The organism is Haliea atlantica (assembly GCF_054779855.1).
Map to the genome: position 1 here is coordinate 1,055,584 of NZ_BAAGXL010000003.1, position 14,180 is coordinate 1,069,763.

Sequence of the window (14,180 nt, forward strand, 5' to 3'; positions counted from 1 at the left end):
TCAATGCCCTGAAAATCGCGGCTCGCGCTTCTCACGCTGGGCAGCAAAACCCTCGCGAATATCGTCGGAATTCAAACAGCGCTGCACCAGGCGCTCGGCGTCGGCGGGGTCGATACCCCCGCGCGCTGCCTGCTGTATCAAGGCCTTCATGGCCTGTACCGACAGGGGCGCCGAGGCGGCCAGGCGCGAGGCAAGCTCCTCGGCGCTGCGATCCAGCTGCGAGGGCAGTACCAGGTGATCCAGAAAACCCAGATGCAGCAGCTCTTCACCGGAGAAACTCTCGGCCGCGAGCAGGAGACGCTTGGCTGCTGACACCCCGAGCCGCTCGACAAAGCGGGCGATGCCCGAGGCCGGGTAACACAGGCCAATCCGCGCCGCCGGCACCCGCAGCCGCATGCCCGAGACGCCGATGCGGAAGTCGCAGCTCAGTGCCATCTCCACGCCACCGCCAAAAACATCACCGTTGAGGGCACAGATCGTCGGTATCGGCAGACTGGCGAGCTGGTCCGAGACTTCCTGGAAGGCTTCACCACTCAAGTTGCCCTGCCCGAGCTCCTTGAGGGACGCCCCCGCACAGAAGGTACCTTCGCCCCAGCCAGTGAGCACCAGCACACGCACCTGGCTGTCGCCCTGCAGGGAGGCAAGGTGGCTGCGGATGGCACCCAGCTCGGCAAGCCCCAGGGCGTTGTGCACCGCGGGGTTGTTCAGTACCAGCCGGGCAATGTGACCGGTCCGCTCAAAGTGAATTGTCTCGCTCATGGCGCGGAAGTTTCGCACAGCCTCCGGATCTGCGCCAGCACCGCCGGTGGCTATTTGCCGCCAGCCTCTTCCCGCAGGCAGGTATTCACAATGGCCACCGAGTACATGGACAGGCCGGCGGCGCGCCGGGATACTGACCACTCCAGTGACCAGGGGCGATGTCGGGAGGCCTGATGAAACAACGCTGTGACTGGTGTGCGGGCGACGAGCTCTACCAGCGATACCACGACCGGGAATGGGGTGTGCCCCTGCATGACGACCGGCAACTATTTGAATTCCTGCTCCTCGAAGGTGCCCAGGCAGGGTTGTCCTGGATCACCATACTGCGCAAGCGGGAGGGCTATCGACACGCCTTCCACGCCTTCGACCCGGAGCGAGTGGCGCGCATGACAGAGACCGAACTGGAAACACTTCGGGAAAACCCGGACATCATCCGCAACCGCCGCAAGATACAGGCGGCCCGGCAGAACGCACGGGCCTTCCTGGAGGTACAGGCGAGACACGGCAGTTTCGCCGACTACCTGTGGGACTTTGTCGACGGCACGCCGATCCAGAACCACTGGAAAAGCCTCGACGAGGTGCCCGCGAGCACAGCGCTGTCGGAACGCCTCAGTCGCGATCTGCGTCGGCAGGGCTTCAGCTTTGTCGGCCCCACGATTGTCTATGCCCATATGCAGGCCACGGGCATGGTGAATGACCACCTTGTCCAGTGCTTTCGACACGCCGAATGCGCGCAATTGGCCTGAGCCACGGCAGGCCAAACGGCCTGCCGGCAGCGCGGCGACACCCGTCTCCGGTAGACAGCGACAAAAAAAATACTTAAAGTTGGAATTGTCGACTATTTAGTATGGATTTTCGGGGACGGCCCCATGCCCGGCACGGAAAAGCGCCCAGAGCTCTCCCCTTTCAACCGCACGGCGCAGCACGACGCCAAACGCGCCGCCATCCTGTCGCAGGCGGCGCGGCTGTTCAACTCCCGCGGCTCGCGAGCCACCACCCTGAAAGACATCGCCGAGTCCCTCGGGCTCACCAAAACCAGCCTTTACTACTATGTGCGCACCAAGGAGTCGCTGATCCACCAGTGCTATATCGCGGCTCTGGCGCACCAGCATGCCAGTCTCGACCGGATCGAAAAGGCACACGCACTGCCGATGGCGCGGATCCAGGCCTTTGTCTATCTGCAGTTCGAGAACTGGCTCGCCGCCCGAGAGGGGCGCGGGCCACATCTGGCTGCCCTGTTGGAGATCGCCTCCCTGGAGGACGAGAATCAACGGGAGGTTGAAACCCGCTATGTGGCACTGTTCAAGCGACTGCGTGGCTACCTGCGCAGCGCGATCGAAGCCGGACAGGCGCGCCCCTGCGACACCACCTCGGCAACCCGCGCTTTGCTGGGCTCGCTCGACTGGCTGTTTTCCTGGCTACATGCCCACCCGCGTGAACGGGTCATGACCATTGCCCGGGAAGCCTGGGACATACTGGCCCACGGCCTGTACTCCGGGACCGGGAATTACCCGCCCGGCCCCCCGCCACCGCCGGGTGAAGCCGACTTCAGAAGCGGCTTCGATCGCAGCGAGCAGAACCGACGCAAGCAGCGAGCCTTTTGCCAGGTGGCCACCTGGTATTTCAACAAGCAAGGCTTCAACGGCACCTCGCTGGATGAGATCGCAGAGCAGCTGCAGGTCTCCAAGGGGGCCTTCTACTACCACATCCGCAACAAGGAAGACCTGCTCTACCAGTGCTATAACTACTCCCTGGAAATCACCGAGGCCCAGCACCAGGACGTCGCGACCTTCCCCGGCACAGGGCTGCAGAAAGTGGAACAACTGTGCCGGCGCATCTTCCGTGTTCAGAACAGCGAGCAGGGGCCATTGATCCGCTACACCTCGATTACCGCGCTGCCAGCGCCAAAGCGGCGCGAGATTCTACGCCGCACCGATGCCTCCAACCGGCGCTTCGGCGAACTGGTGCGCACCGGCATCGAGGACGGCAGCATTCGCCCGATCGCGCCGGAAATCGCCCAGGAACTCATCGCCGGCGCCATCAATGCCGCCATGGACATTCACCTCTGGCGGCGCATCGACAACCTCGACCACGCCGCAATCGATTATTTCGACCTGTTCTTCAACGGCCTGCTGCCGCGGCAGGACAACCGGAGCGCACATGACTGATGACCTGCAGCAATTGCTCAGCCTCCTGGAGGTCGAGCGTATCGACAAATTCCTGTTCCTGGGCCGCAGCCTGAAGAAACCGCCGCGGGTATTTGGCGGCCAGGTACTGGCCCAGTCACTGAATGCCGCCGGGCGCAGTGTCGAACCGGACCGCCTGTGCCACTCGATGCACGCCTATTTCCTGCGCCCAGGTGACCCGCGCAAGCAGATTATCTACGAGGTGGACCCGATCCGCGATGGCGGCAGTTTCACCACCCGGCGCGTCGTGGCCCGCCAGGACGGCGTGCCGATCTTTATTACCTCGCTCTCTTTCCAGGTTCACGAGGACGGGCTCTCCCACCAGTTTCCACTCCCCGACGTGCCCCCGCCAGAGGCACTGGAAAGTGACTTCGAGTACTGGAAGCAGCTTTCGGAACGCTTCCCCGACCGCTTCCAGGCACCCATGATGCCGGTGATCGAGCGCTACTCGGTAAGCCGCCGGGACTACCTCGACCCGCAGCCGAAGGAGCCGGAGCAGCACATCTGGTTCCGCGTCGCCGCCGGGGCGGATGACCTCGGCGACAACCCCGTGCGCCACCAGACATTGCTCGCCTTCATGTCCGACTACGCCCTGTTGGGGACCGCCCTGCTGCCCCACCCGCTCACCGGCCACAGCCCGGGCATGCAGATCGCCAGCCTCGATCACGCCCTGTGGTTCCACCGGCCGCTGCGCGCCGACGAGTTCCTGCTCTACGTCATGGACAGCCCGAGCAGCTTCGGTGGCCGTGGGATGAGTCGCGGCAGTTTCTACACCCGCAGTGGGGAGCTGGTGGCCAGCGTGGCCCAGGAGTCCCTGATCCGCCAGCGGTCATCCGGAAAATAGTCCGGGCGAGGGCGGGTAACCGTCTCTTGGGACACGCGGTGAATACGTCCCTGTAGCTCGTCGACCGCGTCCATGCGGTCGACGGTCCCAAGAGACGGTTACCCGCCCTCGCCCTCCGTGCTATTCCCGAAGTCCCTTACTGGTAGGTGACAAAATGCCGGGACACACAGTGATGCGTCCCTGTCGCACCCACGTTTCACCGATGGCACGTAGGGAGATACGGCTACAGGCCGGTTTGGGACCGTCGGCGACAGGGACGTCGCCGTCGAGCTTACAGGGATGTATTCACAGCGTGTCCCAAACCGGCCTGTAGCCGTATCTCCCGGGCCCGATCAAAAAGACCGTCTAGCGATAGGTGACGAGGTCTTCGCCGCGCTGGCCGCCGAGGACCTGGAGGAAGGAGCGGTCGTTGAAATAGGACAGCGACACCTTGTCGCCGCTGTAGAAGAACTGGGTGACCGAGGCGTTGAAGATGGGCTCGTAAAAGCGGTAGGTGTGGCTGCCGTCGAGGCCCAGGACCTGGCTGACCGCGGTGGCGATGGTGCCGCCGGAGGTGAAGATGGCCACGGTCTTGCCGCTACCCTGGGCGGCCATCACCTCGCGCAGACCGGCCATCACCTGGTCGCGGTAGTCCGGCCAGCTCTGGATGCGCGGCTCGCTGCATTCGGCGGATGTCCAGTGGGTGAACACCGCTTCGATCACTTTCTGGTAGTCCTTGCTGCGTTTGAGGCCGCTGTTCACCAGGTCCTGGATATGCGGCTGCTGGCGCGCCACCACCGGGGTCAGGTAGTGGATCTGCTCGTCGTTGTTGACCTCGTTGAAACGCGCGTCCACCTGCAGGAGCGGTGCCTCGGGTTGGCTGGCCAGGGCCAGCTGCGCGGTGTCCTGCTGCCGCTGCAGGCTGCCACTGTAGGCGGCATCCAGGTGGATACCGTGGTCGCGAAGGTAGTGGCCCAAGACCTCCGCCTGGCGTCGGCCGAGGTCGGAGAGGCGGTCGTAGTGGTCGGTGCCAAAGGAGGCCTGACCGTGGCGAATCAGGTAAAGCGTTGCCATGGGTGTCCTGTCGAAAAATCGGGAGTTTCGGACCCTGCCCCAGTCAGAGTTCGGGGTGGGGATACTGTCGGCGCAATTTGCGCATGCCGCCGAGCCAGCGGTCGTAGTCGGCCGCCTTGCGGGCGCGGTAGTTTTCCACCTGGGCGTGGGGCAGGATCAGGAAGCGCTCTGCGGCGAGCCCCTGAATCGTGGCCTCGGCCACCTGCTCGGGACTGAGCACACCATCGACGCCGGCCGTGCCGCCGTCCTCAAGACTGCCGATCATCCGGGTCGCGACCGCCTGCGGGCACAAGACCGAAACCTTGATGCCATCGTCGCCATGGGTAATCGACAGCGCCTCGGCAAAGCCGATCGCCGCGTGCTTGGTGGTCGAATAGGCCGCATCGCCGATCTGGTTGAGCAGACCGGCCGCCGAGGCCGTGTTGAGAAAGTAGCCTTCACTGCGCTCCAGCATGCCCGGCAGGCAGGCGCGGGCGGCATACACGTGGGCCATCACGTGGATTTCCCACATGCGCTGCCAGGTGCTGTTGGGCGCGGACGTCGCCCACCAGGGCTCGCCATCACCGGCAATGATACCGGCGTTGCTGCAGAACAGATCGATGCGGCCGTGGCGTGCCTCGACGCCGTGCACCAGCTCGGCCAGCGCGGCCTCATCCGTCACATCCAGTGCGTGGGCTTCGCCGTCAACCTCCCGCGCGACCGCATCGGCACTCTCCTGCTCGAGATCCGCCACAACAACCTGGCGGGCACCTTCCCGGTGGAAGCGTTCACAGAGGGCCCGGCCGATGCCATTGCCGCCCCCCGTCACTACCACCACGCGGTCGGCCAATTGCATCAGAGCAGCTCCTCGGCAAACAGCTCCAGCACCTCGGGATCGTGAACGCCCAGCAGCATGGTGCCCACCTCCCCGCGCTGCCCGGCCGCCTTCCAGGCACCGAGTCGCTCGCGAATGCGGTCCTTTGGCCCCACCAGCGCCACCTCGTCGAGCAGGGCCGTGGGTACCGCAGCCTCCGCCTCGGCCTTCTTGCCCGCCAGGTAGAGCTCCTGGATACGGGCGGCCTCATCGGCGTAACCGAGGCGCGAGGCGTAGTCGTTGTAGAAATTCTTGTCCTTGGCCCCCATACCGCCGATGTAGAGCGCCAGCCAGGGGCGCAGGGCGTCGAAGGCCGCGTCCAGGTCATCGTTCATGGACACCGAGACAAACGGTGCGACATCGAAACCCTTCAGACTCTTGCCATTGCCCGCCTTGTCAAAGCCCTTCTGGAGGTGCTCGCCCAGGATGTCGAACTTGTTCGGGTCCATCCACACCGGAAAAACACCGTCGGCCACTTCGCCCGCGCAGCGCAGGCCCGCGGGTGTAATGGATGCGGTATAGATCGGGATCTCGGGATTGCCTTCCAGGATGGACTTGAGGGGTTTGCCCAGGCCGGTGGTACCGGGGCCGGTGTTCGGCAGCTGATACATCTCGCCGTCAAAGGTAACCGGTCCCTGGCGGGCCATGATCTGGCGCATGATCTGAATGTACTCGCGGGTGCGGGTTACCGGCTTGCCGTAGGGCACACCGTGCCAGCCCTCCACTACCTGGGGACCGGAGGCACCGAGGCCGACAATGAAGCGCCCGTTGGAGAGCTGGTCCAGGGACATGGCGGTCATCGCGCACATGGCGGGGGTGCGCGCCGGCATCTGCATGATCGCCGTGCCCACCTTGATTTTCGTGGTGTGCGCCAGCACCCAGCTCGCGGTGGTGACCGAATCATTGCCGTAGGCCTCGGCGGTCCACACCGAGTCGTAGCCCATGGACTCCGCGCGGCGGATCAGCTCCAGGGGAATATCGATGTGCTTGCCGGAATAGCCCAGCAGAATACCCAGTTTCATGATCTGTTATCTCCATCTCGGGATGCATAGCGCAGGCGATTGAATTGTGCCTGATGCCAGTCGCCATTGCCAAAGGTGGCGATGATCATCATCAGGCGCTTGGCGTAGTGGCCAATGTCCAGCTCGTCCGTGATACCCATGCCGCCGTGGAGCTGTATCGCCTCGCCGTAGATCTGCTTGCCGGCGCGATCCACCATCACCTTGAGTGCATGCAGGTTCAGCCGCGCCTCGGAGTCACCCGCCTCGAGGGCACACACCGCCCGGTAGAGCAGCGAGCGCACCTGCTCACAGGCCATGAAGGTATCCACCATGCGATGCTGCAGGGCCTGGAAACTGCCGATCGGTACGCCGAACTGCTTGCGGGTCTTGGTGTACTCCAGGGTCTTGGCGTTCAGCTGGCTCATGATGCCCAGGGCCTCCGCGCCCAGGGCCACCAGGGCGGTATCCACCACCGGGTCGACGACGGCCATGGCCCGATCGCGTTGCCCCACCAGGGCGTCGGCCGGCACACGCACATTCTTCAACACAAAGTTGGCCACCCGCTGCCCGTCCATCATCGGATAATCCAGACGCTCGAGGCCGGCGGCATCCGCCGGCACCAGGAACAGGCTGATACCCTCCCGCTCGAACTGACCACCGGCGGTGCGCGCCGTGACGATCAGCTGGTCCGCGTTGCTACCGTTCAACACCACGACCTTTTCGCCGTTGAGCCGGAAACCCTCGCCGTCCGCCTCCGCGCGGGTGGCGACATCGGTTATTTCAAAGCGGCTCTGGCGCTCCAGGAAAGCAAAGGCACCCTGGCACCCTCCCTCAATGATCTTCGGCAACCACTCACTGCGCTGTGTCTCCGTGCCGCCGCGCTCCAGCAGGCCGCCAAACAGCAGCACGGTCGCCAGGTAGGGCTCCAGCACCAGGCCCTTGCCCAGCTCCTCCATGATCACCAGCGTATCGACCGGCCCGCCGCCGAAGCCCCCATGCTCCTCGGCAAAAGGCACGGAGAGCCAGCCCAGCTCGGCAAAGGTCTGCCAGACCTCGGGACTGATACCCCGTTCGGAGGCGGCAATTTGCCGGCGGGTATCGAAGGAATAGCTGTCCTGGACAAAGCGCGCCACACTGTCCCGCAGCATCCCCTGTTCTTCAGTGAAATCAAAGTTCATGGTGCTAACCTCGCTTGTCCGGGATCACAGGCCCAGCACGGCCTTGGCAATGATGTTCTTCTGGATTTCGTTGGAACCGCCGTAGATGGTGGCAGCACGACCGTACATGTAGGACTGTCGCGCGGCACTGCCGAAGTCGTGGCCCAGCTGTTCCGGCGTCAGGTCGTTGGGCAACACACCCTGGTAATAGGCCGCCAGCTCCATGCGCAGTTCCTGCACCGACTGCTGCATCTCGGTGCCGCGGATCTTCAGCAGCGAAGACTCCGCACCCGGCGCATGTCCCGCGGCCACCGTCGCCAGCACACGCAGTTCGGTGAATTCCAGGGCCATCAGCTCGATTTCCATATCCGACAGACGCTGCTGGAACACCGGGTCCTCGATCAGCGGCCTGCCGCCATTGACCTCGAGCGCGGCGCTGCGCTTGACCTCGGCCAGGATGCGCTTGCAATCCGCCACCCCGGCGATGGCAGTGCGCTCGTGAGCCAGCAGGGCCTTGGCGTAGGTCCAGCCCTTGTTCTCCTCGCCGATCCGGTTGGCCACCGGCACCCGCACATCGTTGAACTCGACTTCGTTCAGGCTGTGGTGGTTGTCGATGGAGTGGATCGGGTTGACCTTGATGCCGGGGGCATTCATGTCGATCAGCAGGAAGCTGATGCCGTCCTGCTTCTTGCCCTCGCTGTTAGTGCGCACCAGGCAGAAGATCCAGTCAGCATACTGGGCGTAACTGGTCCAGATCTTGGCGCCATTGACCACATACTCGTCGCCTTCTCGCACCGCGCGGGTTTTCAGGGAGGCGAGATCGGAGCCGGCGCCTGGCTCGGAATAGCCCTGGCACCACCAGTCTTCGCTCTTGAGAATGCCCGGCAGGAAGCGCTGTTTCTGCTCGTCACTGCCGAAGGTATAGATGACCGGCCCCACCATGTTGATCCCGAAGGGGATCACATCGCGGATTCCGGCGCTGCTACGCTCGGTTTCGTAGATGTACTTCTGGGTGGCAGTCCAGCCTGTGCCGCCATATTCCTGCGGCCAGTTGGGCGCAATCCAGCCCTGCTCGTAGAGCCGCCGCTGCCAGTCGATTACCGCGTCCTTGAAGGTTTCCTGGTCCTGCAGGCGCGCCTGCAGTTCCTCGTCCCAGGCCTTGTCAAAAAAGGCCCTGACCTCGTCGCGGAAGGCGTTTTCCTCGGGGGTGAAGCGGGTGTCCATGGCATGTCCTCCTGTGGCAGCGGCCAGGCTGAATTTGAACCCTTGGTATGTTTTTCATCACGGGAGCATGTACAGTAGCGAGTTTGCACGGGCAAAACAAGCCGCACGGCGAGTGCCGGGGCCAGGCACAAGGAAGCACCACCCGCGCCAAGGGGTGGCAGCGAGCACGGAGCGTTGCGAGAACCGGAATGGGGCTTGGGAAAAAGGGGTGGCGCGCTGGAGGGCGCCGGCGCTGAGACCGGTGCCCTCCGGGATCCTCAGTACAAGAGGCTGTAGAGCTTGCGCTGGTACTCGGCGGCGAGGGGGTCGCCCTTGCCCAGACTGGCGATGGTGTCCAGCAGGGCCTTTTTGGTGGCACCGTCGGCGTGGTTGAGATCCTGTCTCAGCACGGTGATCAGGTGCTCCAGGGCTTCGCGATAGTAGCCGGCATTGGTATAGACCACCGCCAGTTGCGCGCGAATGTCATGGTTGTCGGGGTCGGCCTCGAGCTGCTGCTCCAGGGCCTCAATCTCGGGAGACTTGCCCGCCTCGCGCTTGACCTTGAGCTGCGCCACCAGCTGCTCCCACTCGGCATCCTGATCCGCCATCAGCACCGTGGACAGGACCTGGTCGGCGTCGTCCAGTCGGTTGGACTCGATCAGGGCATGGGCGTAAGCCAGGGTGATGTCGTGGCGGTGATTCGAATCCTCCCAGGCCTGGCGCAGAAGGCCGAGGGCAGCGCCGAAGTCACCCGCGGTCATCAGCTCCCGCGCCTGCTCCAGCAGGGCATCCCAGGGCTTGGGCAGATATTTTTCCAGCAGCTCGCGCAATTGCGCCTCGGGCTGGGCACCGACGAAGCCGTCCACCGGCTGGCCGCCCTGCATCACCACCACGGTGGGCAGGCTGCGGACCCCGAACTGCTGGGCGATCATGCCCTGCTCGTCGGCGTTGACCTTGGCCAGCAGGAAGGCGCCCTGGTACTCGTTGGCGAGTTTTTCCAGTACCGGCATCAGGCTCTTGCAGGGCCCGCACCAGTCCGCCCAGAAATCCACCAGCACCGGGCGCCGGTGGGACTCCTCGATCAGCAGCGCCGCGGCGTTGCTCTCGTCAATATCGACTATGTTCTCGTTCACGCGCTGTTCCTCAGGCCCAGTACATCCTGCATGTCGTAGAGTCGCGGCTCACGCCCCACCAGCCAGCCCGCCGCGCGCACCGCGCCCCGGGCAAAGGACATCCGGCTGGAGGCCTTGTGGGTGATTTCCACCCGTTCGCCATCGGCGGCAAAAATGACCGTGTGGTCGCCGACGATATCACCGGCGCGCACGGTGGCAAAACCGATGGTCTCGCGCTTGCGAGCGCCGGTCTGGCCCTCGCGACCGTAGACTGCCACTTCGGCCAGGTCGCGGCCCAGGGCATTGGCCACCACGCCACCCATGGACAGCGCAGTGCCCGAGGGAGCATCGATCTTGTGCCGGTGGTGGGCCTCGACGACCTCGATATCCACGTCGTCGCCCAGCACCCGTGCCGCCATGTCCAGCAGCTTGAAACACAAATTGACACCGGTGCTGAAATTGGAGGCCTTGCACACCGGCACGCGGCTCGCCGCCCGGTCGATCACCGCCTGCTGCTCGCCGGTAAAGCCGGTGGTGCCAATCACCAGGGCGACGCCGTGTCGGGCACAGAGCTCGGCGTTGGCGACCGTAGCCTGAGGCACGGTGAAGTCCACCAGCACATCCAGCTGATCGATCACCTGCGCCAGGTCACCGACCACCGGTACGCCGTTCCTGCCCAGGCCGGCCAGTTCTCCGGCGTCCGCGCCGATCAGGCTGCTCTCCGGCTGCTCCACCGCAGCCGCCAGGACCACGTCCGCACCCGACTGGGCAATCGCCTCAACCAGGGTCCGCCCCATGCGCCCGGCGGTGCCGGTTATCCCGATTCGTATGCTCATGGCTTCATGTCTTCAAAAAATTCCTTCACACCCTCGAACCAGCTCTTCTGGCGCGGCGACTGCCCGCCATCGCCCTGACCGAGGCTTTCCTGGAACTCGCGGAGCAGCTCCTTCTGGTGCTTGCTGAGATTCACCGGGGTCTCCACCACCGCACGGCACAGCAGGTCGCCCACCGCGCCGCCGCGCACCGGCTTGACGCCTTTTCCGCGCAGGCGGAACAGTTTGCCGGTCTGGGTTTCCGCCGGGATTTTCAGCTTCACCCGCCCGTCCAGGGTCGGCACTTCCAGCTCACCGCCCAGGGCGGCGTCGACGAAGGTGATCGGCACCTCGCAGTACAGGTGCCGTCCGTCGCGCTCGAAGATCGGGTGCTGCCGCACGGAGATCTGCACATACAGGTCGCCGGTAGGCCCACCCTCCGGCCCTGCCTCGCCCTCGCCGGACAGGCGAATGCGGTCGCCGGTATCGACGCCCGGGGGAACCTTGACCGAGAGGGTCTTGCGTTTCTCCACGCGGCCCTGGCCGTGGCACTTGCCGCAGGGGTCGGTGATCATCTTGCCGCGACCGCGACAGGTGGGGCAGGTCTGCTGCACCTGGAAAAAGCCCTGCTGCATGCGCACCTGGCCGATGCCCCCACAGGTGTTACAGGATACCGGCGAGCTGCCCTTGCGAGCGCCGGAGCCGTCGCACTCCTCGCAGGTGGACAGGGTCGGCACCTTGATTTCCGCCGTGGTGCCGCGAACGGCCTCCTCGAGGGAAATATCCAGGGTATAACGCAGGTCCGAGCCGCGCTGGGGACCGCCGCGGCCGCGGCCGCCGCCACCGAAGATATCGCCGAATACGTCGCCAAAGATGTCGCTGAAGCTCCCGGCGCCACCGCCGAAGCCTCCGCCGCCCATGTTCGGGTCAACCCCGGCATGCCCGAAGCGGTCATAGGCCGCACGCTTCTCCGCGTTCATCAGAACGTCGTAGGCCTCGGTGGCTTCCTTGAACTTGTCGTCGGCCTGGGGGTCGTCGGGATTCCGGTCCGGGTGGTACTTCATCGCCACCCGTCGGTAGGCCTTCTTGATTTCCTTCTCGTCGGCCCCCTGACTGACGCCGAGCACCTCGTAGTAATCGCGTTTGGACATGGTCTGGTGACGCTATTCGCAAATGACAACGCGGGACAGGTGCCCGCGTTGACGTGGTTGATCGGGATCCCCGCCCGAAGGCGGGGGGCACGCGTGCCGCTTACTTCTTGTCGTCCTTGACCTCTTCGAACTCGGCATCCACCACGTCTTCACCCGCGGCTTTGCCGTCGCCCGCCTGCCCGGCGTCATCCGCCGCACCTTGCGCGGCCTCGGCCTGGGAGGCGTACATCTTCTGGGCGATCGGGCCGGTGGCCTCGGTCAGCTTGTTGGCCGCCGCGTCGATGGCCTCCTTGTCGCTGCCCTTGACCGCCTGCTCGGCCTCCTCGATAGCGGCCTCCACAGCTGCCTTCTCGTCGGCAGTGGCGTTGTCACCGGCTTCCTCGAGGGTCTTGCGCGCGGCGTGGATCAGGCCGTCGCAGGTATTGCGGGCCGTGACCAGCTCTTCGAACTTGGCATCGGCGTCGGCGTTGGCCTCGGCGTCCGCCACCATCTTCTCGATGTCCTCCTCGGAGAGACCGCCAGACGCGGTGATGCGAATGGACTGCTCCTTGCCCGTGGCCTTGTCCTTGGCCGAGACGTTGAGAATGCCGTTGGCGTCGAGGTCGAAAGTCACCTCGATCTGCGGCATGCCGCGGGGCGCGGGCGGGATGTCGGCCAGGTCGAAGCGGCCCAGGGACTTGTTCTGCGCCGCCTGCTTGCGTTCACCCTGGACCACGTGGATGGTCACGGCAGTCTGGTTGTCCTCCGCGGTGGAGAAGGTCTGCGACTTTTTGGTCGGGATCGTGGTGTTTTTCTCGATCAGCGGAGTCGCCACGCCACCCATGGTCTCGATACCCAGGGTCAGCGGGGTCACGTCCAGCAGCAGCACGTCCTTGACGTCGCCGGAGAGTACCGCACCCTGGATCGCCGCGCCCATGGCAACCGCCTCGTCGGGGTTGACGTCTTTGCGCGGGTCCTTGCCGAAGAAGTCGGCCACGGCCTTCTGCACCATCGGCATGCGGGTCTGGCCGCCGACCAGGATCACGTCGTTGATTTCGCTCGGCTTGAGGCCGGCGTCTTCCAGGGCCACCTTGACCGGCTCCAGGGAGCGCTTGACCAGCTCCTCGACCAGGGATTCCAGCTTGGAGCGGGACAGCTTGACCACCAGGTGCTTGGGCCCGGTCGCGTCGGCGGTGATGTAGGGCAGGTTGACCTCGGTCTGCTGACTCGAGGACAGCTCGATCTTGGCCTTTTCCGCCGCTTCCTTCAGGCGCTGCAGGGCCAGCGGATCGCTGTGCAGGTCAATGCCGGACTCCTTCTTGAACTCCGCCGCCAGGTATTCGATCAGGCGCAGGTCGAAGTCCTCGCCACCCAGGAAGGTGTCGCCATTGGTCGACAGCACTTCGAACTGGTGCTCGCCATCCACCTCGGCGATTTCGATGATGGAGATGTCGAAGGTACCGCCACCCAGGTCATAGACCGCGATGGTGCGGTCACCCTTGGCCTTATCCATGCCGTAGGCCAGCGCCGCCGCGGTGGGCTCGTTGATGATGCGCTTGACCTCGAGGCCGGCGATGCGGCCGGCGTCCTTGGTCGCCTGGCGCTGGGAATCGTTGAAGTAGGCGGGCACGGTGATCACTGCCTCGGTGACCGTCTCGCCCAGGTATTCCTCGGCGGTGCGCTTCATCTTGCGCAGCACTTCCGCGGACACCTGCGGCGGCGCCATCTTGTTGTCCTTGACCTGGACCCAGGCATCGCCGTTGTCGGCTTCGATGATCTTGTAGGGGACCATCTTGATGTCTTTCTGGACCACATCATCCTTGAAGCGGCGGCCGATCAGGCGCTTCACCGCATACAGGGTGTTCTCGGGGTTGGTGACCGACTGGCGCTTGGCGCTCTGGCCCACCAGGATCTCGCCGTCGTCGGTGTAGGCGATCACCGACGGCGTGGTGCGATCACCCTCGGCGTTCTCGATGACTTTCGCCTGTGTGCCGTCCAGGATGGCGACACAGGAGTTGGTCGTCCCCAGGTCGATACCGATAATCTTGCCCATGTGCTTGTCTCCTCTTC

13 protein-coding genes are annotated in these 14,180 nt (G+C 64.6%); 3 read left to right on the forward strand and 10 right to left on the reverse strand.

Annotated elements, in window-relative coordinates; all coding sequences use genetic code 11:
- Positions 1 to 759, reverse strand: a complete 759-nt coding sequence (locus ACYVGS_RS04940) for an enoyl-CoA hydratase/isomerase family protein (protein WP_460587526.1) — start codon at positions 757 to 759, stop codon at positions 1 to 3.
- A gap of 173 nt (positions 760 to 932) precedes the next feature.
- Here ACYVGS_RS04940 and ACYVGS_RS04945 point away from each other — a divergent pair, with 173 nt between their 5' ends.
- The 3 genes from ACYVGS_RS04945 (at position 933) to ACYVGS_RS04955 (ending at position 3,789) form a co-directional block, all read left to right on the forward strand.
- Positions 933 to 1,505: a DNA-3-methyladenine glycosylase I gene (locus ACYVGS_RS04945; RefSeq protein ID WP_460587527.1), complete on the forward strand. Its 573-nt coding sequence runs from the start codon at positions 933 to 935 to the stop codon at positions 1,503 to 1,505.
- 123 nt (positions 1,506 to 1,628) lie between these two features.
- Positions 1,629 to 2,927, forward strand: a complete 1,299-nt coding sequence (locus ACYVGS_RS04950; protein WP_460587528.1) for a TetR/AcrR family transcriptional regulator — start codon at positions 1,629 to 1,631, stop codon at positions 2,925 to 2,927.
- Positions 2,920 to 3,789 (forward strand): acyl-CoA thioesterase, encoded by an 870-nt coding sequence (locus ACYVGS_RS04955; RefSeq protein ID WP_460587529.1) that lies wholly within the window; start codon positions 2,920 to 2,922, stop codon positions 3,787 to 3,789. The genes ACYVGS_RS04950 and ACYVGS_RS04955 overlap by 8 nt, the downstream gene beginning before the upstream one ends.
- A 345-nt stretch (positions 3,790 to 4,134) precedes the next feature.
- Here ACYVGS_RS04955 and ACYVGS_RS04960 read toward each other — a convergent pair whose 3' ends face one another.
- The 9 genes from ACYVGS_RS04960 to dnaK form a co-directional block, all read right to left on the reverse strand.
- Entirely contained in the window at positions 4,135 to 4,842 is a 708-nt protein-coding gene (locus tag ACYVGS_RS04960) for a histidine phosphatase family protein (RefSeq protein ID WP_460587530.1), read from the reverse strand.
- A gap of 43 nt (positions 4,843 to 4,885) precedes the next feature.
- On the reverse strand, positions 4,886 to 5,677 hold the full coding sequence (locus ACYVGS_RS04965; RefSeq protein WP_460587531.1) for an SDR family oxidoreductase: 792 nt from the start codon (positions 5,675 to 5,677) through the stop codon (positions 4,886 to 4,888).
- Positions 5,677 to 6,717 (reverse strand): LLM class oxidoreductase, encoded by a 1,041-nt coding sequence (locus tag ACYVGS_RS04970; protein WP_460587532.1) that lies wholly within the window; start codon positions 6,715 to 6,717, stop codon positions 5,677 to 5,679. The genes ACYVGS_RS04965 and ACYVGS_RS04970 overlap by 1 nt, the downstream gene beginning before the upstream one ends.
- Positions 6,714 to 7,874 carry an acyl-CoA dehydrogenase family protein gene (locus ACYVGS_RS04975; protein ID WP_460587533.1) on the reverse strand — a complete coding sequence of 387 codons (1,161 nt, stop codon included), beginning with the start codon at positions 7,872 to 7,874 and terminating at the stop codon, positions 6,714 to 6,716. Before ACYVGS_RS04975 ends, ACYVGS_RS04970 begins: the two co-directional genes overlap by 4 nt.
- Positions 7,875 to 7,898: 24 nt before the next feature.
- Entirely contained in the window at positions 7,899 to 9,077 is a 1,179-nt protein-coding gene (locus ACYVGS_RS04980) for an acyl-CoA dehydrogenase family protein (RefSeq protein WP_460587534.1), read from the reverse strand.
- Positions 9,078 to 9,334: 257 nt separating this feature from the next.
- The gene (trxA, locus tag ACYVGS_RS04985) at positions 9,335 to 10,189 is read right to left on the reverse strand and encodes a thioredoxin (RefSeq protein WP_460587535.1); all 855 of its coding nucleotides are present in this window, start codon (positions 10,187 to 10,189) and stop codon (positions 9,335 to 9,337) included.
- A complete protein-coding gene (gene dapB / locus ACYVGS_RS04990; RefSeq protein WP_460587536.1) occupies positions 10,186 to 11,004 on the reverse strand; it encodes a 4-hydroxy-tetrahydrodipicolinate reductase in 819 nt (272 codons plus the stop codon). The genes trxA and dapB overlap by 4 nt, the downstream gene beginning before the upstream one ends.
- A complete protein-coding gene (gene dnaJ / locus ACYVGS_RS04995) occupies positions 11,001 to 12,131 on the reverse strand; it encodes a molecular chaperone DnaJ (protein WP_460587537.1) in 1,131 nt (376 codons plus the stop codon). The genes dapB and dnaJ overlap by 4 nt, the downstream gene beginning before the upstream one ends.
- 100 nt (positions 12,132 to 12,231) lie before the next feature.
- On the reverse strand, positions 12,232 to 14,163 hold the full coding sequence (gene dnaK / locus ACYVGS_RS05000; protein ID WP_460587538.1) for an Hsp70 family protein: 1,932 nt from the start codon (positions 14,161 to 14,163) through the stop codon (positions 12,232 to 12,234).
- Positions 14,164 to 14,180 lie beyond the last annotated feature (17 nt).